18 protein-coding genes and 2 pseudogenes are annotated in these 20519 nt (G+C 63.1%); 12 read left to right on the forward strand and 8 right to left on the reverse strand.

Annotation, left to right across the window (positions count from 1 at the left end; genetic code table 11):
• Positions 1–135: 135 nt before the first annotated feature.
• From glpD to glpK, 8 genes are all read left to right on the forward strand, one after another.
• Complete coding sequence (gene glpD / locus AC07VI_RS12685; RefSeq protein ID WP_086147113.1) at positions 136–1674, forward strand: glycerol-3-phosphate dehydrogenase; 1539 nt, start codon at positions 136–138, stop codon at positions 1672–1674.
• Between the two features lie 75 nt (positions 1675–1749).
• Positions 1750–2844, forward strand: a complete 1095-nt coding sequence (locus tag AC07VI_RS12690; protein ID WP_099375779.1) for an ABC transporter ATP-binding protein — start codon at positions 1750–1752, stop codon at positions 2842–2844.
• A gap of 1 nt (position 2845) precedes the next feature.
• Positions 2846–3946: an ABC transporter ATP-binding protein gene (locus AC07VI_RS12695; RefSeq protein ID WP_086147111.1), complete on the forward strand. Its 1101-nt coding sequence runs from the start codon at positions 2846–2848 to the stop codon at positions 3944–3946.
• Positions 3946–4830 (forward strand): carbohydrate ABC transporter permease, encoded by an 885-nt coding sequence (locus tag AC07VI_RS12700; protein ID WP_086147110.1) that lies wholly within the window; start codon positions 3946–3948, stop codon positions 4828–4830. Before AC07VI_RS12695 ends, AC07VI_RS12700 begins: the two co-directional genes overlap by 1 nt.
• On the forward strand, positions 4827–5633 hold the full coding sequence (locus AC07VI_RS12705; RefSeq protein WP_086147109.1) for a carbohydrate ABC transporter permease: 807 nt from the start codon (positions 4827–4829) through the stop codon (positions 5631–5633). Before AC07VI_RS12700 ends, AC07VI_RS12705 begins: the two co-directional genes overlap by 4 nt.
• 31 nt (positions 5634–5664) lie before the next feature.
• Positions 5665–5940, forward strand: coding sequence for a DUF2160 domain-containing protein (locus AC07VI_RS12710; protein ID WP_086147128.1), 276 nt, complete (start codon positions 5665–5667; stop codon positions 5938–5940).
• A 71-nt stretch (positions 5941–6011) separates the two neighbouring features.
• The gene (locus tag AC07VI_RS12715; protein ID WP_086147108.1) at positions 6012–7739 is read left to right on the forward strand and encodes an ABC transporter substrate-binding protein; all 1728 of its coding nucleotides are present in this window, start codon (positions 6012–6014) and stop codon (positions 7737–7739) included.
• An 83-nt stretch (positions 7740–7822) separates the two neighbouring features.
• A complete protein-coding gene (gene glpK / locus AC07VI_RS12720) occupies positions 7823–9316 on the forward strand; it encodes a glycerol kinase GlpK (protein ID WP_099420782.1) in 1494 nt (497 codons plus the stop codon).
• Positions 9317–9470: 154 nt separating this feature from the next.
• Here glpK and AC07VI_RS12725 read toward each other — a convergent pair whose 3' ends face one another.
• The 3 genes and pseudogenes from AC07VI_RS12725 to AC07VI_RS12735 form a co-directional block, all read right to left on the reverse strand.
• On the reverse strand, positions 9471–10007 hold the full coding sequence (locus tag AC07VI_RS12725) for a YdcF family protein (RefSeq protein ID WP_494808797.1): 537 nt from the start codon (positions 10005–10007) through the stop codon (positions 9471–9473).
• Between the two features lie 23 nt (positions 10008–10030).
• Positions 10031–10963 carry a CFI-box-CTERM domain-containing protein gene (locus tag AC07VI_RS12730; protein ID WP_139842574.1) on the reverse strand — a complete coding sequence of 311 codons (933 nt, stop codon included), beginning with the start codon at positions 10961–10963 and terminating at the stop codon, positions 10031–10033.
• A 141-nt stretch (positions 10964–11104) separates the two neighbouring features.
• Positions 11105–11473: pseudogene (locus AC07VI_RS12735) on the reverse strand (isochorismatase family protein); the annotation flags it as partial.
• On the opposite strand from AC07VI_RS12735, the pseudogene AC07VI_RS12740 reads away from it, so the two are divergent.
• Positions 11454–11783, forward strand: a pseudogene (locus AC07VI_RS12740) (helix-turn-helix domain-containing protein); the annotation flags it as partial. The pseudogenes AC07VI_RS12735 and AC07VI_RS12740 overlap by 20 nt on opposite strands.
• 2 nt (positions 11784–11785) lie before the next feature.
• On the opposite strand, the gene AC07VI_RS12745 reads toward AC07VI_RS12740, so the two are convergent.
• The 5 genes from AC07VI_RS12745 to AC07VI_RS12765 form a co-directional block, all read right to left on the reverse strand.
• Positions 11786–13171 carry a chemotaxis protein CheW gene (locus tag AC07VI_RS12745; protein ID WP_086147103.1) on the reverse strand — a complete coding sequence of 462 codons (1386 nt, stop codon included), beginning with the start codon at positions 13169–13171 and terminating at the stop codon, positions 11786–11788.
• 2 nt (positions 13172–13173) lie between these two features.
• Positions 13174–14895: a methyl-accepting chemotaxis protein gene (locus AC07VI_RS12750; RefSeq protein WP_099420784.1), complete on the reverse strand. Its 1722-nt coding sequence runs from the start codon at positions 14893–14895 to the stop codon at positions 13174–13176.
• Between the two features lie 316 nt (positions 14896–15211).
• Positions 15212–16057 carry a tetratricopeptide repeat protein gene (locus AC07VI_RS12755; protein WP_492994891.1) on the reverse strand — a complete coding sequence of 282 codons (846 nt, stop codon included), beginning with the start codon at positions 16055–16057 and terminating at the stop codon, positions 15212–15214.
• Positions 16058–16118: 61 nt separating this feature from the next.
• Positions 16119–16466, reverse strand: coding sequence for a hypothetical protein (locus AC07VI_RS12760; protein WP_086147100.1), 348 nt, complete (start codon positions 16464–16466; stop codon positions 16119–16121).
• A 148-nt stretch (positions 16467–16614) separates the two neighbouring features.
• Positions 16615–17115, reverse strand: a complete 501-nt coding sequence (locus AC07VI_RS12765; protein WP_070222192.1) for an Lrp/AsnC ligand binding domain-containing protein — start codon at positions 17113–17115, stop codon at positions 16615–16617.
• 105 nt (positions 17116–17220) lie between these two features.
• Between AC07VI_RS12765 and AC07VI_RS12770 the strand changes: the two genes are divergently transcribed.
• The 3 genes from AC07VI_RS12770 (at position 17221) to AC07VI_RS12780 (ending at position 20395) form a co-directional block, all read left to right on the forward strand.
• A complete protein-coding gene (locus tag AC07VI_RS12770) occupies positions 17221–18510 on the forward strand; it encodes a D-amino acid dehydrogenase (protein ID WP_086147099.1) in 1290 nt (429 codons plus the stop codon).
• A 13-nt stretch (positions 18511–18523) separates the two neighbouring features.
• A complete protein-coding gene (alr, locus tag AC07VI_RS12775) occupies positions 18524–19633 on the forward strand; it encodes an alanine racemase (RefSeq protein WP_226935892.1) in 1110 nt (369 codons plus the stop codon).
• Positions 19634–19837: 204 nt separating this feature from the next.
• On the forward strand, positions 19838–20395 hold the full coding sequence (locus tag AC07VI_RS12780; RefSeq protein WP_086147097.1) for an NADPH-dependent FMN reductase: 558 nt from the start codon (positions 19838–19840) through the stop codon (positions 20393–20395).
• Positions 20396–20519 lie beyond the last annotated feature (124 nt).

Consider the following 20519-nt stretch of genomic DNA (forward strand, 5'->3'; position numbering starts at 1 on the left):
ATCCATATTGCATTCGAATGACATCTGTATTGATCTTAACGACAGTCGCCGGCGATGCCTAGTCTTTCCTGGGCGCCGGTTCCTGACAGCGATGGAGTCCCGATGGCGGCAGCACAGCAAGGTGTGGAGACAGCGATGGCATGCGACGTTCTCGTGGTCGGTGGCGGCATCAACGGCGCCGGCGTCGCGCGCGACGCGGCCGGGCGTGGCCTGTCCGTGGTGCTGTGCGAAAAGGACGACCTGGCCGCCCACACGTCGTCGGCCTCCACCAAGCTGATACACGGCGGCCTGCGCTACCTCGAATATTATGAATTCAGCCTCGTGCGCAAGGCGCTGATCGAGCGCGAAGTGCTGCTGCGCTCGGCGCCGCACATCATGTGGCCGCTGCGCTTCGTCATGCCGCACGCCAAAGGCCAGCGCCCGGCCTGGCTGATACGCGCCGGCCTGTTCCTCTACGACATGCTGGCCAGGCGCGAAATCCTGCCCGCCTCCAGCGGCATCGACCTGGCGCGCCACGCGGCCGGCAAACCATTAAAACCCCAGTTCAGGCGCGGCTTCGTGTATTCGGACGGCTGGGTCGATGATGCGCGCCTGGTGGTGCTCAATGCCATCGATGCGGCGGAGAAGGGCGCGGCCATCCTGACGCAGACGCGCTGCACGGCCCTGCGGCGCGAGGGCGCGGGTGCGGACGCTTGCTGGCTGGCCACCCTGCTGCAAGCCGACGGGCGGGAGTTGTCCGTGCGGGCGCGCAGCGTCGTCAATGCGGCCGGGCCGTGGACGGCCGAATTCCTGCAGCAGGCGGCGCCCGGCGGGCAGGGCCGGCATTTGCGCCTGATCAAGGGCAGCCACATCGTCGTCAAGCGATTGTTCGAGCATGATCACGCGTACATCTTCCAGCATCCGGACGGGCGCATCGTGTTTGCCATTCCGTATGAGCACGATTTCACCCTGATCGGCACCACCGACCTCGACTACCACGGCGACAGCGGCAAGGTGGAAATCGACGACGAGGAAATTCGTTACTTGTGCGAGCTTTCCAGTTACTATTTCAGCAAGCCCGTCGATCCGGCCGACGTGGTGTGGACGTATGCGGGCGTGCGCCCGCTGGTGGAAGACGCGGCGGCCGACGCCAAGGCCGTCACGCGCGATTACCGCTTCGAACTGGACCGGGAAGGCGCGCCGCTGCTGAGCATTTTCGGCGGCAAGATCACCACCTTCCGCAAGCTGGCCGAGGAAGCGCTCGATGTGCTCGCACCCTTATTGGCGCCGGTGCCAGGCAATGCGCGGCCGGCCTGGACGGCCAACGCCTGCCTGCCCGGCGGCGACGTGTCCGGCAGCACGCCGCAGAACCGGTCCGTGCGCGAGTTCGGCCAGTTCGTGCAGGGCCTGCAGCGCGACTATGCATGGCTGCCGGCCGCGCTGGTGGCGCGCTATGCGCGCGCCTACGGCACGCGCATCCATGTGCTGCTGGCCGGGCGGGCGGACGTGGCGGCCATGGGCGAGGAAATCGCCGCCGGCCTGTACGCGGCGGAAGTGGACTATTTGCGGCGCCACGAATGGGCCGTCAGCGCGGCCGACATCCTGTGGCGGCGCTCCAAGCTGGGCCTGCACCTGCCGCGCGAGACGGCGGACAGGCTCGATGCCTGGCTGTTGCAGCATCCCGTATTGCCGTAGAAAAGACTGTGCTGGCGACCGCACCCCGCAGAGGGCGCGGCGAAGAATAAGAACACATCACTGGAGGAGAAGCGCGTGCAACTGGTACTGGACAAGATCAGCAGGAAGCAGGGGGCTGACGACTATTTATATCCGATGTCGCTGGCCCTCGTGCCGGGCGCCATCAACGTCTTGCTGGGCACCACGCGTGCCGGCAAGACCACCCTGATGCGCGTGATGGCGGGCCTGGACAAGCCCAGCGCGGGCACGGTCACGGCCGACGGCGTCGACGTGACGGGCGTGCCCGTCAGCAAACGCAACCTGGCCATGGTGTACCAGCAATTCATCAATTACCCGGCCTTCACCGTCTACGACAATATCGCCTCGCCCTTGCGCTTGCGCAAGGTGCCCGAGGAACAGATACGGACGAAAGTGCAGGCGCTGGCCGAGCGCCTGCATATCACGCCCTACCTGCAGCGCACGCCCGGAGAGTTGTCGGGCGGCCAGCAGCAGCGCACGGCGCTGGGGCGCGCGCTGATCAAGGATGCGTCCTTGCTGCTGCTCGACGAGCCATTGGTGAACCTCGACTACAAACTGCGCGAGGAATTGCGCCGCGAATTGACGGAACTGTTTTCCAGCGGCAGCACGACGGTCGTGTACGCCACCACGGAACCGCTGGAAGCGCTGCAGCTGGGCGGCCACGTGGCCGTGCTGCACGAAGGGCGATTGCTGCAGCAGGGGCCGACCCTGGACGTCTTCAACGCGCCCAATTCCATCGCCGTGGCGCGCACCTTCAGCGACCCGCCGATCAACCTGATTCCCGCCCGCGTCGATGCGCACGGCGTGGCGCAGGCGGCCGACGGCCTGGCCATCCACCTGAGCGGCGCGCAGCGCGCCCGCCTGGCGGGCCGCACGGAGGTGATCCTCGGCGTGCGCGCGCACAGCCTGCACCTGTCGCCCCGCTCCGATGGCGACGTGCCCATCGCAGCGACGGTGGACCTGGCCGAAATCAGCGGCTCGGAAACCTATGTGCATGCGCGCCGCGGCGAGCTGGCCCTGGTGGCGCAGCTCGGCGGCGTGCACGACCTGGAGATCGGCAGCGCCTGCACCGTGTATTGCCAGCCGCATGCCTTGCTGATCTTCGCCGACGATGGCGGCCTGCTGTTCGCTCCTGCGCAGGGAGGAGTCTGACATGGCGCGCATCGAACTGGCGGACCTGGCCCACGCCTACAAACCGAATCCCACGGCGCCAAGCGACTATGCGCTGCGGCCCATGAGCATGGAGTGGCGCGACGGCGGCGCCTACGCCTTGCTGGGACCGTCCGGCTGCGGCAAGACGACCTTGCTCAATATCATCTCCGGCCTCGTGAAACCGTCGCATGGCAAGGTGCTGTTCGACGGCAAGGATGTCACGCAGCTGCCGACCGAGGCGCGCAATATCGCGCAAGTGTTCCAGTTTCCCGTCATTTACGACACCATGACCGTGCACGACAACCTGGCGTTTCCGCTGCGTAATCGCGGCTGGAAAGAGAGCGAGGTGAAAAAGCGCGTGCAGCAGGTGGCGCAGATGCTGGAGCTGACGGACGACCTGAAGCTGCGCGCCAGCGGCTTGTCCGTGGACGCCAAGCAAAAGATTTCGCTGGGGCGGGGGCTCGTGCGCCCCGACGTGGCGGCCGTGCTGTTCGACGAACCGCTGACGGTGATCGATCCGCATTTGAAATGGCTGCTGCGCAGGAAACTCAAGGAAATTCATCACGAACTGAAGTTGTCCTTGATCTATGTCACGCACGACCAGGTGGAAGCCTTGACCTTTGCCGACCAGGTGGTCGTCATGACCCAGGGCGAAGTGGTGCAGACGGGCAGCGCGCAAGCGCTGTTCGAGGAACCCGAGCACACGTTTGTCGGCTATTTCATCGGCAACCCGGGCATGAACTTGCTCGATTGCAGCCTGGACGACGGCGGCGTGCGCGTGGCGGGACAGCCGCTGGCCGCGTCCGCCGCCGCCCGCGCGGCCCTGGCTGGCGCGCAAGGGAAAATCACGCTGGGCGTGCGGCCCGAATTCGTCGCATGCCTGCCGGCGGGCGAGGGCGGCGCGGGCAGCGATCACTGCCTGGACGCCATAGTGACGGCCGTGCGCAACATGGGCACGCATTACCTGGCGGAATTCCAGCTGGGCGGCGCGACGGTGGCGGCCAAGCTGCGCGCCATCGATGCGGTGGTGGGCGATGCTGTGCGGCTGCGTTTTCCGCCGCAACGCACCTTGTTCTATGTCAACGATAAGCGGGTGGCCTGATGATACATAACGGCAAAACCGATAACAACCGCCGCGCCTGGCTGCTGATCCTGCCCGTGCTGCTGTGCGTGGCCTTTTCCGCCATCCTGCCGCTGATGACGGTGGTCAATTATTCCGTGCAGGATATTCTGAGTCCCACGCAAAAGGTGTTCGTCGGCACCGAGTGGTTCCGCATGGTCATGCTCGACGGCGACCTGCACAGCGCCTTGCTGCGCCAGCTGCTGTTTTCCGGCTCCGTGCTGGCGATCCAGATTCCGCTCGGCATCCTGATCGCCCTGTGCATGCCGGCCGATGGCTGGAAGGCCTCGCTGGCGCTGGTGCTGATCGCGCTGCCCTTGCTCATTCCCTGGAACGTGGTGGGCACCATCTGGCAAATCTTCGGCCGCGGCGACATCGGCCTGATGGGCTATACCCTGAACCAGCTGGGATTTGACTACAATTACAACGGCAATTCGCTCGACGCCTGGCTGACCGTGATGGTGATGGATGTCTGGCACTGGACGCCATTGGTCGTGCTGCTGTGCTATGCGGGCTTGCGCGCCATTCCCGACGCGTATTACCAGGCGGCGCGCATCGACGGCGCCTCGCGCCTGGCCGTGTTCCGCTACATCCAGCTGCCGAAACTGCGCAATGTGCTGATGATCGCCGTCCTGCTGCGCTTCATGGACAGTTTCATGATCTACACGGAACCGTTCGTGCTGACGGGCGGCGGGCCGGGCAATGCCACCACCTTTTTGTCGCAATACCTGACGCAAAAGGCCGTGGGCCAGTTCGACCTGGGGCCGGCTTCGGCCTTCTCACTGATCTATTTCCTCATCATCCTGCTGTTCTGCTTTGTGCTGTACACGTGGATGCAGCGCGTCGGCACGGGAGACCAGAAATGATGCACAAGAAAATGAGCAGCACCATCCTCGTGGTCTTCTTGCTGGGCTCGCTGTTGCCCATCTACTGGATGCTCAATATGTCGCTCAAGACCAACGAGGAAATCGTCGGCGTCTTGAGCCTGTGGCCCCAGCAATGGACGTTCGCCAACTACCACACGATTTTTACCGACCGTTCCTGGTACAGCGGCTACATCAATTCCATGATTTACGTGGCCTTGAACATGGTCATGTCGGTCACCGTCGCCTTGCCGGCCGCGTATGCGTTTTCCCGCTATAACTTTGTCGGCGATAAACATTTGTTCTTCTGGTTGTTGACCAACCGCATGACGCCGCCCGCCGTCTTCCTCGTGCCGTTCTTCCAGCTGTATTCGACGGTGGGCCTGATGGATACGCATCTGGCCGTGGCGCTGGCGCACATGGTGTTCAACGTGCCGCTGGCCGTGTGGATACTGGAGGGTTTCATGTCCGGCGTGCCCAAGGAAATCGACGAGACGGCGTATATCGACGGCTACAGCTTTCCCCGCTTCTTCCTCCGCATCTTCTTGCCGATGATCAAGTCGGGCGTCGGTGTTACGGCGTTCTTCTGCTTCATGTTCAGCTGGGTGGAACTGCTGCTGGCGCGCACCTTGACGTCCGTCAATGCCAAGCCGATTGCCGCCACCATGACGCGCACCGTCTCGGCGGCCGGCATGGACTGGGGCGTGCTGGCCGCTGCCGGCGTGCTGACCATCGTGCCCGGCGCGCTGGTGATCTGGTTCGTGCGCCATTACATAGCCAAGGGTTTCGCGATGGGGAGGGTGTGACATGGAAAACAATAGCGATAGCACAGCCAGCCTGTTCGGCTGGATGGCGTGGACGCCGGAAGTGGCCATCTTCTTCATCTGCATCGGCTTGATGCTGGCCGGCATGACGGTGTGGCAAATCCGTTCGCCCAGCATCGAACGCAAGGGTTTTTTGCCCATGCCGACGACGCGCGGCGACCGCCTGTTCATTGGCTTGCTCACGGCGGCCTACGTGAATCTGGCCTGGGCGGGATTCACGGAAATGCAGCAGGCGATAGGTGCTGCCATCAGTTTTGTAATGTTATTAGTGGTAATGCGTTGGGGATGACCGGCTTGCCGGTGTTGATGGAGGCCGGACCGTCAGCAGGCGGCCGGCAATAAAATAAAAGGAGATTCACGATGAAATTGAAGTTCACGGTCTTCGCGGCTGCGGCCATGCTCGTGTCGAACGCGGCCCTGGCCGACGCCAAGCAGGCGCAAACCTGGATCGACAAGGAATTCCAGCCATCCAGCCTGAGCAAGCAGCAACAGCTTGCCGAAATGAAATGGTTCATCGATGCGGCGGCCAAGCTGAAAGCCAAGGGCATCAAGGAAATTTCCGTGGTCTCGGAAACCATCGACACCCACGTCTACGAATCGAAGACCCTGGCCAAGGCCTTCGAGGAAATCACGGGCATCAAGGTGCGCCACGACATCATCCAGGAAGGCGATGTGGTGGAAAAGCTGCAGACGTCCATGCAATCGGGCAAGAGCATCTATGACGGCTGGATTTCCGATTCCGACCTGATCGGCACGCACTACCGCTATGGCGCCGTGGAACCGCTGTCCGACTACATGGCCGCCAAGGGCAAGGAATTCACGAATCCCGGTCTCGATCTGAAGGATTTCATCGGCATCAGCTTTACCACGGCGCCGGACGGCAAGGTGTATCAATTGCCCGACCAGCAATTTGCCAACCTGTACTGGTTCCGCGCCGACTGGTTTGCGCGCAAGGATTTGCAAGCCAAGTTCAAGGCCAAGTATGGCTACGAACTGGGCGTGCCGCAAAACTGGTCCGCGTATGAAGACATCGCCGATTTCTTCACGAATGACGTGAAGGAACTGGACGGCAAGAAAGTCTACGGCCACATGGATTACGGCAAGAAAGATCCGTCGCTGGGCTGGCGTTTTACCGATGCGTGGCTGTCGATGGCTGGCGCGGCCGACAAGGGCATTCCGAACGGCATGCCCGTCGACGAGTGGGGCATCAAGGTGGCGGCCGACAAGTGCACGCCCGTGGGCGCGTCGATGTCGCGCGGCGGCGCCACCAACTCGCCGGCGGCCGTATTTGCGCTGACGAAATATATCGACTGGATGAAGAAATACGCGCCGCCGCAGGCGAACGGCATGAATTTCTCGGAATCGGGCCCCGTGCCGGCGCAGGGCGAAATCGCCCAGCAAATCTTCTGGTACACGGCATTTACGGCCGGCATGACGAAACCGGGCTTGCCAGTGGTCAACAAGGATGGCACGCCGAAATGGCGCATGGCGCCGTCGCCGCACGGCCCGTACTGGAAAGAGGGCATGCAGAACGGCTACCAGGACGTCGGTTCCTGGTTCCTGTTCAAGTCCACGCCCGATGACCGCAAGGCGGCAGCCTGGCTGTACGCGCAGTTCGTTACCTCGAAAACCGTGTCGCTGAAGAAATCCATCGTCGGCCTGACCTTCATCCGCGATTCCGACATCCGCCACGATTACTTCACGAAGCACGCGAACGAATACGGCGGCTTGATCGAGTTCTACCGCAGCCCCGCCCGCGTGGCGTGGACGCCGACGGGCAACAACGTGCCCGACTATCCGAAGCTGGCCCAGCTGTGGTGGAAGAACGTGGCCACGGCCATCACGGCGGAAAAAACGCCGCAGGCCGCCATGGATAACCTGGCCGAGGAAATGGACCAGGTCATGGCGCGCCTGCAGCGGGCCGGCATGAAGGCGTGCGCGCCCAAGCTCAATGCCAAGGGCGACCCGAACCAGTATCTGTCGGACCAGCACGCCCCATGGAAAAAGCTGGCGAATGAAAAGCCGAAGGGTGAAACGATTGCCTACGATAAATTATTGCAGGCTTGGAAAGAAGGCAAGGTAAAGTAGTCGTGTAGACTTCTGCCGCCGCTTTCCCGGGGCACGGGCGCTTGTCCGTGCCCTTTTTTCACTGTATAGCCGTAGTAGCGACCATGACCAAATACATACTTGCTTTAGACCAGGGCACCACCAGTTCGCGCGCCATCCTGTTCGACCATGCGGGCCGGCCGCACGCCAGCGCGCAGCGCGAATTTCGCCAGATCTTCCCCCAGCCGGGCTGGGTCGAACATGACGCGGGCGACATCTGGGCTTCGCAGGAAGGCGTGCTGCACCAGGTGCTGCGCGACAGCGGCGTGACGGCCTCCGACGTGGCCGCCATCGGCGTGACCAACCAGCGCGAAACGACGGTGCTGTGGGACCGCGCCACGGGCGTGCCCGTCGCCAACGCCATCGTCTGGCAAGACCGCCGCAATGCCGCGTTCTGCGAACAGCTGGTCGAGCAGGGCAAGGCGGACTTGATCCAGCGCAAGACCGGTCTCGTGCTGGACGCCTATTTTTCCGCCACCAAACTCAAATGGCTGCTCGACAACGTGCCCGGCGCCCGCGCCCGCGCCGAGCGGGGGGAGCTGGCCTTCGGCACCGTCGACAGCTGGCTGATCTACAAGATGAGCGGCGCCCACTTGACGGACACGAGCAACGCGGCGCGCACCATGCTGTTCAACATTCATACTTTGCAGTGGGACACGGATTTGCTGGCGCTGCTGGACATTCCCGCCTCGCTGCTGCCCGACGTCGTGCCATCGAGCGGCGTGGCCGCGCACACCTGCGTTGACCTGCTGGGCGTGGCCGTGCCCATCGCCGGCATCGCGGGCGACCAGCAGGCCGCCACCTTCGGCCAGGCCTGCCTGAAACCGGGCATGGCGAAGAATACCTACGGCACGGGCTGCTTCATGCTGATGAACGTGGGCAAGCGCCCCTTGCCCTCGAAAAACCGGCTGTTGACGACGGTGGGCTGGAGCCTGGGGCCGGGTACAGATCAAACCGATTATCTGCTCGAAGGCAGCGCCTTCATCGCGGGCGCGGCCGTGCAATGGATGCGCGACGGCATCGGCATCATCCGCGACTCGTCCGAAGTGGAAGCGCTGGCCACCAGCGTGCCCGATTCGGGCGGCCTGGTTTTCGTGCCCGCGTTCGCCGGTCTCGGCGCGCCGTACTGGGACCCGTATGCGCGCGGCACCCTGATCGGCATCACGCGCGGCACGGGCAAGGCGCACATCGCGCGCGCGGCGCTGGAAGGCGTGGCCTACCAGAACGTCGACGTGCTGTCGGCCATGCAGGACGACGCGGGCATTGCCTTGAGTGAATTGCGCGTGGACGGCGGCGCGGCCCGCAACGACATGCTGATGCAGTTCCAGGCCGACATCCTCAATGTGCCCGTGGTGCGCCCCGTGGTGACGGAAACAACAGCCCTGGGCGCCGCCTATCTGGCGGGCCTGGCCGTCGGTTTCTGGACGTCGCAGGAAGAAATCGCCGCCCAGTGGCAGGTGGGACGCCGATTCGAGCCGAAGATGGCGGCCGACGAACGGCTGACGCGCTTGCATAAATGGCAGCGGGCCGTGGAACGCTCGCGCGACTGGAGCGAGTAAGAACATCTGACCAAACCTACTGCGCGTCGCGCTTTGCGGCCTGCGATGCTCACCACCTCGCACCTCGGCGGCCCCGTGCTAAGCACGGTTGCGCTTCTTAGCCACAAATCACTGCCGCTCGCTACGGTTTTGTCAGACGTTATAAGAACCGGGATCAATGGCGCATGAAATACACGGCATAGCCGACGGTTTCGCGCGGCACGGAATACAGGTCGCGCCACTCGACATACGGCGCGTGCACCTGGCCGCTGACGGCGATGCCGCTGCGCTCCAGCGCCAGCCGGAAGCGGGGCACGTGAAAATATTGCGTGGCAAGCATGGCCGTCTTCCAGCCGTGCGCGCGCATGAGAAGCGCCGCGTTGCGGGCCGTGGCGTCCGTGGTCCAGCCTTGATTATCCTCAAGGATGGCGCCGGCGGGCACGCCGCGCTTGAGCAGGTAGCGGGCCATAGCGGCGGCCTCGTCAAAACCCTCCTTGCCCGTGGCCCCGCTGACGAGGATGCGCGGCGCCCGGCCCGCCTGGAATTGCGTCAGCGCCGCGTCGAGCCGCGCCTGCAGGCGGGGGCTGGGCGTGCCGTCGGGCAGGATCGTGTTGCCGGGCACGACGATTACGTCGGCGGGCGCCAGCTTGTCGTTGAGGCCCTCCAGTACCAGGGCGGTGGTGGCCAGCGAGAACGTGGCAAGGCTGGCCAAGCCCAAAAGCGTAAGTTTTCGCATCATTCGCAATGCCGTGACGTTTTTCCTGGGGCGGAATGGCGATGGCCCTTGCGCAAGCGGACTGCCGCATAAGTCAGCAGTGGCTGGAGTAGCCAGCGAACCAGCCGTTTCAATGTTGGGCGTGTGGCAATGAAGTTGGCGAAGGGAGGGCTGGTGCGGTAATAGCACGCCACAAACCAGCGTCCGCCAATAGATTGCAGCAGATGCCGGTCACGCCAATGCCGCAATACATTGATTTCGCTTGCAAAAGGTGTTCCGAATGCCGCCGTGGCGATGAAGCATGCCGAAGAATTGATCGAGGCGAGATTATTCTGGATGTCGATATTGCGCGGCGCGAGTTGGGCGGCTTTTTCCAGAAAAGCCCGTGCCTCGTCTTTTTTCTTGTGTCCTTCCCATAAAATCAGCCCCTTCAGATTGAGAGCGATCGGGTTTTCGGGAAATAGCTCCAGCGAACGGTCGATATATTGCAGTGCCAGATCCATATCGGCCGATTGCGGCACTTTAAAACCTATGTTTGTACCGTAGATTTTCTTATTCTCGCGCAGCAATCGCATCATTTGCTTCGCTTGATAGTGATACTGGTCGGATTCGGCCTTGTCGGCAGCCAGCTTTGCCTCGTTGGCACGTCGCGCAGCCTGTGTATTGTTGACTTGGCTTAATCCATCGCGCGCTTTTATTTCCAGATCCAGCAAGCCTGCATGGTACGGATCAAGCAGCAGCCCCTGCTCAACGTACTGCATGGCTTTGCCATAGATTCCTTTTGCAATCGAGCGCTCCGCCATGACGCACAAGGTTTGTGGGGTGGGGCTGGATGCCGCCTCATGGCTGCGCTCATGTGAATTGTGACAATAGGGACAGGTAAATGTGGATGCCTGGTCTTCTACGTCCAGGTTCGCGCCACATTGTGTGCATTCAAATACAGCTAAAGCCATCTCGGTCGTGTTCCGTTAGCGTGGAAAAGGACACAGCCTTTTTAAGCTGTGTAATTGTAAAACTCTAACGTATCTGACGGTCGGTGTCAGGGAAAGATAATGGGATGGCTGAAAATATTTTCAAGCATCCGGTACTTGCCATTAAGGTGTAATTGAAATTGTTCTTGCGCGCTGGTTCGACAGATAAATATTGTCCTTGTCCAGCGGCTTGCCTTCGCGCACGGCATCGAGCCAGTCCTGCGTGCTGGCGACGGCGGCGAAATTCGAGTGGAACACGGTGCAAAAGACGCGGTGGATTTCCTCGGCGCTGGCCGTGCCGCCCGCATTCGCGTAGGGCAGGGTGCCGCTGGCGTCGTGCAGGAACTCGACCTGCAAGCCGTCGTGCGCGGCCTGGTAGATGGTGGCGGCGTCGCAGTTGTGCGTCATGTAGCCGGTTACCGCCAGGGTGTCGATGCCGTGGCGCTCCAGCCAGGCGCGCAAGTCCGTGGCTGCAAACGCGCTGGCCTGCGTGACGGCCAGCCTGGGCCAGGCGCACAGCATCGACGCGCTGGCCGAGCGGGCCGCCATGAGCCGGCGCAATTTCACGCGCCACTTCCGCCAGGCGACGGGCACGTCGTTCAAGCAATGGCTGCTGAACCAGCGCCTTGCGCATGCGCAAAGCCTGCTGGAAAAAAGCGCGGCCTCGATCGATGTCGTGGCGCAAGAAGCCGGCTTCGGCACGGCCCTGTCGCTGCGCCAGCATTTCCGGGCCAGCTTGCAGACGTCGCCGTCGGCGTACCGCAAGCTGTTCCGCGAGAAACAGGCGTGCGTGGCGCGCTGAAATCAAGGCGCATGGCCTGCCGCCGCTGCCACTTCCGCCGCGTCGAGCAGCCGGTAACTGCTGGCCCGTTCCGCCGAGTCGAGGGTAATCATCGTCAGCGGCGGCCCGCCAAACTGGCGGAAGCGTGATTTTGTCGCCGCGTAGGCGGGCACCAGGGTGATGAGATTGCGTACCAGCAATCCAACATGCCGCGCCGCATGCTCGATGACGACGATGCGCGCCGTTGGCGCACCCTGCGGGCCGAGCGCGATCAGCGGCAGCGGGCGTCCCTGCCAGGTGCAGCTGCCGCCGGGCGCGGCCATGCCGTCGGAAGCGGGCGCCTGCATGTCGGCAGGCAGGGGCAGAATGGTGACGATGGCGCTCATCGGCAAGGCCAGTTCCTCGCCCGCATCGCAGATGATGTAGGCGTCGCCGCTGCGCTCGTCGTGCGCCGGCGCCTGGTCGCCCGTTGCCTGCGACGCCTGCGGGCACAGGGCCAGCAAGGCCGCGTCGTCGAGCACCAGTTGCGGCGGGCCGGATGCCGCCGTGATCGTGGCCGCCACCAGCGCGTGAGCGCATGGCCCGTCGCTTCCGTGCAGGATGCGGCTGCTATCGGTATCGCGCACGGCCAGCGTCTTGTCGACGCGCAGCCCCAGGCAAAGGCCGTCGCGTTCCAGCACGGCCAGCAGGGGCGGCGGCGCGGACGGTGCCGGCAAGGCGCCGTCGAGCACGGCGCCGTTGAGCACATAGACTTGCCGTCCGCGCCAGCGCGCCACCCCGGCCAGTTGTCCATTCCAGCCGAATGCCGTGTCCAGCGGCGGGCACGGCAGGACCTCGGCGACCAGCGTCGCGGGCAGTGCCAGCACGCGCCCCGCCAGTTCGAACAGCGCCAGCGGCACGCTGCCGCCCGCTTGCGCATCGCGCGGGCGCGCATCGAGTCCCGTTTGCATGCCCGCCGTCCGGCTCCAGGCTTGCGCCCGCAGCATCAGGCGCTGCGGTTCCAGCAGGTTCAGCAGCTCATCGCCGCCGGCGTGACGCGCGACGTGACGGAAGAAACGGTCAGGCGCGTCGTCGTGGCACACTTGCTCGATATGGTCAGGATGGATTTTCCGTACGCTGCAGATGGCGTCGACCGCCAGGCCGGCCAGGCGGCCTTCCGCCGCCAGCAGCAGCACGTAGGCACAGGGGGCATCGGCCGGCATGTCGAGCCAGCCGCGCAAGTCGATCAGGGGTATCACCTGGCCCAGGTGCGAAAACACGCCTGCCAGGGCGCCTGTGGCGCCCGGCATGGGCAGCACGCCGGCCGGTAGCGGCAGCGCCTGGCGCACATGCAATGACGCGATGCCCACCTGCAGCAGGCCGATGCGCACCTGCACGTAGTCCTGCGCCGCCGGTGCCGGGGCAGACATGCTCAGTGCCCCGCGGCGGCGGTTGCCTGCAGGTCCGTCAGCAGTTGCGCCACATGCCTGCTGGAGTCGACCTGGGCGGCCGTGGCCTGGTCGATCTGGCCTATCGATTGTGTTGTGTTATGCACGGAGTCGCGGATCTGTTCGAAGGACAGGCGCACCTGTTCCGACAGGGTGCCGCTTTGATCGACGCGGCCGATGGTGGCGTCGATCAGGCGCGCGATGTTGCGCGCCGCATCGCCGGATTTTTCGGCCAGTTTGCGCACTTCATCGGCCACGATGGCGAAACCACGGCCATGTTCGCCGGCGCGGGCCGCCTCGACGGCCGCATTGAAGGCCAGCAGGTTGGTCTGGATCGCAATATCGCTGATGGTGCTGACGATTTCCTGCACGTCCTGCGACGATTTCTGGATCTCCAGGATGGAGTCGATCGATTGACCGAGCAGTACGCGCCCCTGCCGGGCATGCTGTTCCGTTTGCTGTGCGATGGTGTTCGCATGCGCGGCACCCTGGCCGATGCTGTCGATGGCGCGGGCCAGCTCCTGCATGACGTCGCCGATGCCGGCGACGCGGCTGCTGACGGTCTGTTCGCGCTCGACCTGCTGCGTGATGTCCATGGCAAATTTGACGACCTTGAAGGCGCGGCCGTTGGTGTCGAGTATGGGATTGTAGGTGGCTTGCAGCCAGATGGCGGCGCCATGCTTGGCGAGGCGGTGGAAACGGGCGCTCTTGAACTTTCCTTCGCCCAGGTCGGCCCAGAAGTTGCGGTAGCCTTCGCTCTGCACCAGGGCGTCGTCGCAAAACATGCTGTGGTGCTGGCCCTGCACTTCTTCCAGCGTGTAGCCGACGGCACGCAGGAAATTGCTGTTGGCCGTCAGGATAGTGCCCCGCATGTCGAATTCGATCACCGCCTGCGAACGGGCGATGGCATCGATCTTGCCGGCCGTTTCGGAGCTGAGGCGCTTGGCAGCCGTGATGTCGGTGGCAAACTTGATCACCTTCAGCGGCCGGCCATCGACATCCAGGATGGGGTTGTACGACGCCTGTATCCACACTTCGCGGCCCAGTTTGTCCAGCCTGCGGAATTCGCCGGACTGGAATTGTCCGCGCTCCAGGCTTTCCCATAATTGCCGGTAGCTGCTCGCCCGCACATCTTCCTCGGTGCAAAACATGCGGTGGTGCCGGCCGAGCAATTCCTGTTCCTGGTAGCCAAAGGTGCGCAGAAAGTTGTCATTGGCGCGCAGCACGCGGCCCTGCAAATCGAATTCGATCACGGCCTGTACCCGTTCGATAGCCTGGATCTTGCCGGAAAAGTCCTGGCGCGCGTGCATATTGGCCGTGATGTCGTCGATGAGCGCGATGACATGGTCGGGCTGTCCGCCATCGTGCGACAGCGGCACATAGCGGGCCTGTATCCACACTTCCCGTCCTTGCTTGTCCACGCGGCGAAATTCGCCCGCCTGCGACTGGCCCTCGGCCAGCAGGCTCCAGAATTGCCGTTCTTCCTGTTGCCGTTCGCGCGTGGCCATGCATAGCAACTGATGTGGCTGGCCCAGCAATTCGTCGCGCTGGTAGCCGAACAGGTCCAGCGCGAACGCGTTGGCGTCGCTCACGCAGCCGCGCAGGTCGAATTGCATCAGCCCTTGCAGCTTGCCCAGTGCTGCAAGCAGGCCCATGTCATCCATGCCTTGCCGTGCGATGCCAGCGTCCATGATCGGGTGGTTCATTGCATTCTCCAATGTTCTCGGACCGGCGCGCGCCGGCACAACTGTTCCTGGCGGTGTGTGCCACGTGTCCGTCAGACAGGCGAGCGATGTAGCTTGATGGCGGACGCAGGTTTGGCATCTGCGGAAACAAATAAATTAAATATGCCCAATTAAACAAATATTAAATGAATTAGTCAAATGGTATTTGAGATTTTCCAAGCAAGATACCCGATTTTCTTGTTTTTACAGAGCGGCGTGGGGGAAGATGTTTCTTTGTGGGTACAAGTGTGCCGGCAATATAAAAAATAAATATGTCAAATATATCAAATAATTTGCGCTACCCTTGGCATGCCGGGTCGCGGCTGCCGTGCTGGAGCTTGGTGCTGACGCCGATTTGCTGCGCGATGAAGGCGGCCTGGTCAAATTCGTGGCGTTCCTGGAACGAGACGGTTTCCGCGCTCATCAGTTCGGCATACGTCTGCATCAGGGTCGAGGCGGCAACATGCTTGCCTTGCTCCAGATAGGTGTCGATGGCGGCCAGCAGCACGCGGTAGTCGGCATTGTCCTTGCTGCCGCCAAAGTTCAGCGACAACTGCCCGCAGGCGCGCCGGATGGGGTCGCGTTCCCCGTCCGGCACGCCTTGCGCGCGCAGCCATTGCAAAGCCTTCAATGGCGGGCCGCCAAACGACGGTGGAGAGATGATGGCCTGGATGGCCACCTTGACGGCGTCGTCGATTCTTCCTGCGCGCACATACTGGCCATGCAGCAGCACCAGCGCATCCGTGTATTCGGGCAGGATGGCCAGCGCCGCTTCCAGCAGGGCGACGGCGGCGTCCGGCTTGCGCTGCGCAATCAATTCCCTGGCCTCCAGATAGGCGGCGCGGGGCGAGGCGGGGTCGTCGGCCAGCGACGGCGTGGCGACGTACTCGTCTTCCGCCGTCGCGTAGGCTTGCAGAAACGCCGCCAGGCTGGAAAAGTGCGGCTGCAATCGCCACTCGTCGTGCCACGTTTCGACGACGATGGGCTCGGCCGCTTCGCGCCCGATGGGCCAGTACAGGCCGAACGTGTCGCCATTGCCCAGCGCGCCCTCGGCAAACGGGGTGAAGCCGAGGGGCGGGTAGGGTGTATCGTGCCGCCAATCCTGGTGTGTCGAGATCTGGGCGAGGTTTGCAGGTAGTTGCATGGGGGGGGAGCGGAGAATAAAACGCCAGTGTAGACCAACGCGGCTGGCGCGTCCCCATGGCTTACCTGTGCGGCTCGTGTATGCGGAATTTTCTCACCACGCCCGCCTGGTCGAACATGACGGCCACTTCGCGCGTGCCTTTTTCACCCAGGAGGGGGATCAGCCGCGTCACGCCGGGCGTTTGCAGCTGGTTCTTGTAGACCCAGACTTCATAGCCGGGGTCGAAGCTGACGACGGTGGCGTTGCCCAGGGCCGCGTCGAGGTCGAGGCGGGTGGTCTTGCCCACCTTGATGTTCTGATAGATGGCGCCGTTGTCCGGCGCGCGGTTGACCTTGTATTCACTGGCGGTGCACATGGCCACGGCCAGGCCCGCGAGGCAGGAAGCTGCCAGTTTTATCAATGTGTTCATATGGACTCCCGGTGTGCATCACTGCTTCCAATCTCAGAGGGGACGGGCGTGATGTCAGGAGGGGAGTGTGCTTGCGAACCAGGTAATGTGCTACCAGATTATACAAAGTCTCATATTTCGATGCTGCTGGTACTGGTTGGCGGTGCTTTTAGCGATTCTGCAACACGTCGGTCGAGAGCGCCAGGGTTTCCTTGATTTCTTCCATCACCACATAGCTTTTCGACTGGGCCGCGCCCGGCAGCTGCAGCAGCATGTCGCCGAGCAATTTGCGGTACTCGGCCATTTCATGGATGCGCGCCTTGATCAGGTAATCGAAGTCGCCCGACACCAGGTGGCATTCCTGCACTTCGGGAATTTGCAACACTTCACGCCGGAATTGCTCAAAGGCTGACGCGGATTTCTGATTCAGCGTAATCTCTACAAAGACGAGCAGCTTGGCGCCCAGCGCGGCCGGGTTCACCTTGGCGTGGTAGCCGGTAATGACGCCGTCGCGCTCCATGCGCTTGACACGCTCGATGCAGGGCGTAATCGACAGGCCCACCTGCTCGCCCAGGTCTTTCATCGAGATGCGGCCATCCTGCTGCAGGATGCGCAGGATGTGACGGTCCAGCTTATCCAGTCCGCGTGCCGATTCTTTAAGTATTCTCATGATTTATTGCTGAAATTCTCGATTTATACGTGAACAAATACTGGGTCATTCCCAATATCATAGCGGTAAATCTGGCAATAGCCTAAAAAATATAATGAGGAAACTATGCGTATCGTGATTCTGGGTAGCGGCGTCATCGGCGTCACCAGTGCTTACTATCTGGCCAAGGCAGGACATGAAGTGACCGTCATCGACCGCCAGCCCGGCCCGGCACTGGAAACCAGCTTCGCCAATGCGGGGCAAATCTCGCCCGGCTACGCTTCGCCATGGGCCGCGCCCGGCATTCCCCTGAAGGCCGTGAAGTGGATGATGCAGCGCCACGCGCCGCTGGCCATCTCGCTCGACGGCAGCGCCGCCCAGCTCAAATGGATGTGGCAGATGTTGCGTAATTGCACACCGGAAGCCTACGCCGTGAACAAGGAGCGCATGGTGCGCCTGGCCGAGTACAGCCGCGACTGCTTCAAGGTCTTGCGCGCCGAGGCGGGCATCGCCTATGAAGGCCGCCAGCAAGGCACGATGCAATTGTTCCGTACTGAAAAGCAATACAACGACGCTTCGAAGGATATCGAAGTGTTGAAGGACGCGGGCGTGCCGTATGAAGTGCTGCAGCGCGATGAACTGTCGCGCGCCGAACCGGCCCTGGAAGCCGTCAAGGACAAGCTGTTCGGCGGCCTGCGCCTGCCCAACGATGAAACGGGCGATTGCCAGCTGTTTACCACGCGCCTGTCCGAAATGGCCGTCGCGCTGGGCGTGAAATTCCGCTACGGCGTGGCCATCGATGCGCTGCTGACGCAGGGCGATGAAATTGCCGGCGTGCAATGCGGCGCGGAAATCGTGAAAGCCGATTCCTACGTCGTGGCGCTCGGTTCCTACTCGACGGGCTTCATGCAGCCGCTGCTCGACATCCCCGTGTATCCGCTGAAGGGCTATTCGATCACCGTGCCCATCGTCAACGCGGCCAAGGCGCCCGTCTCGACCATCCTCGATGAAACGTACAAGATCGCCGTGACGCGCTTCGACGACCGCATCCGCGTGGGCGGCATGGCGGAAATCGCCGGCTACAACCTGAACCTGAACCCGCGCCGCCGCGAAACGCTGGAAATGGTCGTCAACGACCTGTTCCCCGGCGGCGGCAACACGGCCGAAGCGACGTTCTGGACGGGCTTGCGCCCGATGACGCCGGACGGCACGCCCATCGTCGGCCGCACGCCGCTGCGCAACCTGTTCCTCAACACGGGCCACGGCACCCTGGGCTGGACCATGTCCTGCGGTTCGGCGCAATTGCTGGCCGACCTGATGTCGTCGAAACAGCCGGCCATCCTGGCCGAGGACCTGTCCGTCAGCCGCTACAGCGGCGCGCAGCGCGGCGGCAAGCTGCAATACGCGGGAGCCTGAGATGGCGGGAAGCATGCCTCCAAAGGAACGTAGCGGCGCCATCCTGACGGTGGACCTCGATGCCGTGCGCGCCAACTACCGCTTGCTGCGCGACAAGGCGCACCCGGCCGCCTGCTCGGCCGTCGTGAAGTCCGACGCGTATGGCCTGGGCGCCGCGCAAGTGGGCGCGGCCCTGTATGAAGAAGGGTGCCGCCATTTCTTCGTGGCCCACCTGGAAGAGGGCATCAGCCTGCGCCCGCACGTGGCGCCCGACGCGGCCATCTTCGTGCTGCACGGCCCGCCCGTCGACACGGAAGGCGAATTCACGGCCCACGGCCTGATCCCCGTGCTCAACAGCGAGCCGCAGGTGGCGGGCTGGCGCAGGCATGCCAGGGCGCTGGGCACCACCCTGGACGCCATCGTGCAGGTGGATACGGGCATGTCGCGCATGGGCCTGTCGCCGCAGGAAATCGACGCCTGGCTGCTGGATGCTCACTTTCTCGACGGCATCAAGGTGCGCTACCTCATGAGCCACCTGGCGTGCGCCGACGAGCGCGCCAACCCCATGAATGGCGAGCAGCTGGCCCGTTTCACCGCCATCCGCGCCCGCTTGCCGCAGTACCGCGCCAGCCTGGCCAATTCCTCGGGCATCTTCCTGTCGCCCGACTATCACTTCGACCTGGTGCGCCCGGGCGCGGCCCTGTACGGCATCGGGCCGCAGGGCGGCGAGCCGAATCCCCTGCGCTCCGTGGTCCGCCTGCAGGGCAAGGTCATGCAGACGCGCACGATTGCCGCCGGCGACCACGTGGGCTACAGCCGCCGCTACACGGCCAGCGAGCCGCGCCAGGTGGCCACTGTTTCCGTCGGTTACGCCGACGGCTGGCTGCGCAGCATGAGCAACCAGGGCCTGGCCATCGTCGACGGCGTGAAAGTGCCGCAGATCGGCGCCATTTCCATGGATTCCATCACCCTCGACGTGAGCGCCGTCGCCCGCGAGCGCATCGCGCCGGGCAGCCTGGTCGACCTGATCTGCGCCGAACACCCGGTCGACGCCGTGGCGGCCATGGCCAATACCATCGGCTATGAGGTGCTGACGAACCTGGGCGGACGCTACTACCGCGAGTACCGGGGCCTGGCACGTTAGCGCACCTGCCAAAACGCCCCTGGCGTTGTTGCCTTGCCTTGCCGTACATTCGTACTGTCTTCGGCAAGGCGCCTAGCCCTGAGCATTTTTTCAGGTGCGCTGGTTTCGCACGCTAAGCAGCGCGAAACCGATAATTGTGTGGCAAGATAGCCCCGGAGTGAACTTCACTCCAGGGCTATTTTTTTACCATCATCGGGGATTTCTATGAGTCAATATAACGTTGCTATCATCGTCGGCAGCCTGCGCAAGGATTCCTTCAACCGCAAGCTGGCCGACGCGCTCGTCAAGCTGGCGCCGCCCGAGTTTTCTTTTAAACATATCGAGATCGGCGACTTGCCGCTGTACAACCAGGATGACGATGGCGCGCAGGCCGAGCAGGTGCTGCGCCTCAAATCCGACATTTCTGCATCGCAAGCCTTGCTCTTCCTCACTCCCGAATACAACCGCTCGATTCCCGGCGTGCTGAAAAACGCCCTCGACCACGGTTCGCGCCCGTATGGCCAGAGCGTGTGGGGCGGCAAGCCGGGCGCCGTGCTCGGCGTGTCCGTGGGCGCCACGGGCACGGCGCTGGCGCAGCAGCATTTGCGCAATGTGCTGGCCTACCTGGACGTGCCGCTGCTGGGCCAGCCGGAAATGTTTATCCAGGCCAAGGACGGCCTGTTCGACGAGCACGGCGGCATCGGCCCGGCCAGCCTGGGCTTCTTCCAGGGCTGGATGCAGCGCTATGCGGACTGGGTGCGCAAGCACGCCGTGCACGCTTGATGCATATCAAGGCGGCAGCGCTCAGCGTTGCCGCTTGTTCACATTCTTTGACCAACGATGCCAGGATTTCAATATTGGCACGGCTGTCTCGGTATAATGCGCCCTTTCTGTAGCGCAATACTTT

This window comes from Janthinobacterium sp. GW821-FHT03A03, assembly GCF_059421435.1.

Coding starts and splice junctions, on each gene's coding strand:
- glpD (WP_086147113.1), top strand. CDS start 136: ATGGCATGCGACGTTCTCGTGGTCGGTGGCGGCATCAACGGCGCCGGC.
- AC07VI_RS12695 (WP_086147111.1), top strand. CDS start 2,846: ATGGCGCGCATCGAACTGGCGGACCTGGCCCACGCCTACAAACCGAAT.
- AC07VI_RS12700 (WP_086147110.1), top strand. CDS start 3,946: ATGATACATAACGGCAAAACCGATAACAACCGCCGCGCCTGGCTGCTG.
- AC07VI_RS12705 (WP_086147109.1), top strand. CDS start 4,827: ATGATGCACAAGAAAATGAGCAGCACCATCCTCGTGGTCTTCTTGCTG.
- AC07VI_RS12715 (WP_086147108.1), top strand. CDS start 6,012: ATGAAATTGAAGTTCACGGTCTTCGCGGCTGCGGCCATGCTCGTGTCG.
- glpK (WP_099420782.1), top strand. CDS start 7,823: ATGACCAAATACATACTTGCTTTAGACCAGGGCACCACCAGTTCGCGC.
- AC07VI_RS12730 (WP_139842574.1), bottom strand. CDS start 10,963: ATGGCTTTAGCTGTATTTGAATGCACACAATGTGGCGCGAACCTGGAC.
- AC07VI_RS12745 (WP_086147103.1), bottom strand. CDS start 13,171: ATGTCTGCCCCGGCACCGGCGGCGCAGGACTACGTGCAGGTGCGCATC.
- AC07VI_RS12750 (WP_099420784.1), bottom strand. CDS start 14,895: ATGAACCACCCGATCATGGACGCTGGCATCGCACGGCAAGGCATGGAT.
- AC07VI_RS12755 (WP_492994891.1), bottom strand. CDS start 16,057: ATGCAACTACCTGCAAACCTCGCCCAGATCTCGACACACCAGGATTGG.
- AC07VI_RS12760 (WP_086147100.1), bottom strand. CDS start 16,466: ATGAACACATTGATAAAACTGGCAGCTTCCTGCCTCGCGGGCCTGGCC.
- AC07VI_RS12765 (WP_070222192.1), bottom strand. CDS start 17,115: ATGAGAATACTTAAAGAATCGGCACGCGGACTGGATAAGCTGGACCGT.
- AC07VI_RS12770 (WP_086147099.1), top strand. CDS start 17,221: ATGCGTATCGTGATTCTGGGTAGCGGCGTCATCGGCGTCACCAGTGCT.
- alr (WP_226935892.1), top strand. CDS start 18,524: ATGCCTCCAAAGGAACGTAGCGGCGCCATCCTGACGGTGGACCTCGAT.
- AC07VI_RS12780 (WP_086147097.1), top strand. CDS start 19,838: ATGAGTCAATATAACGTTGCTATCATCGTCGGCAGCCTGCGCAAGGAT.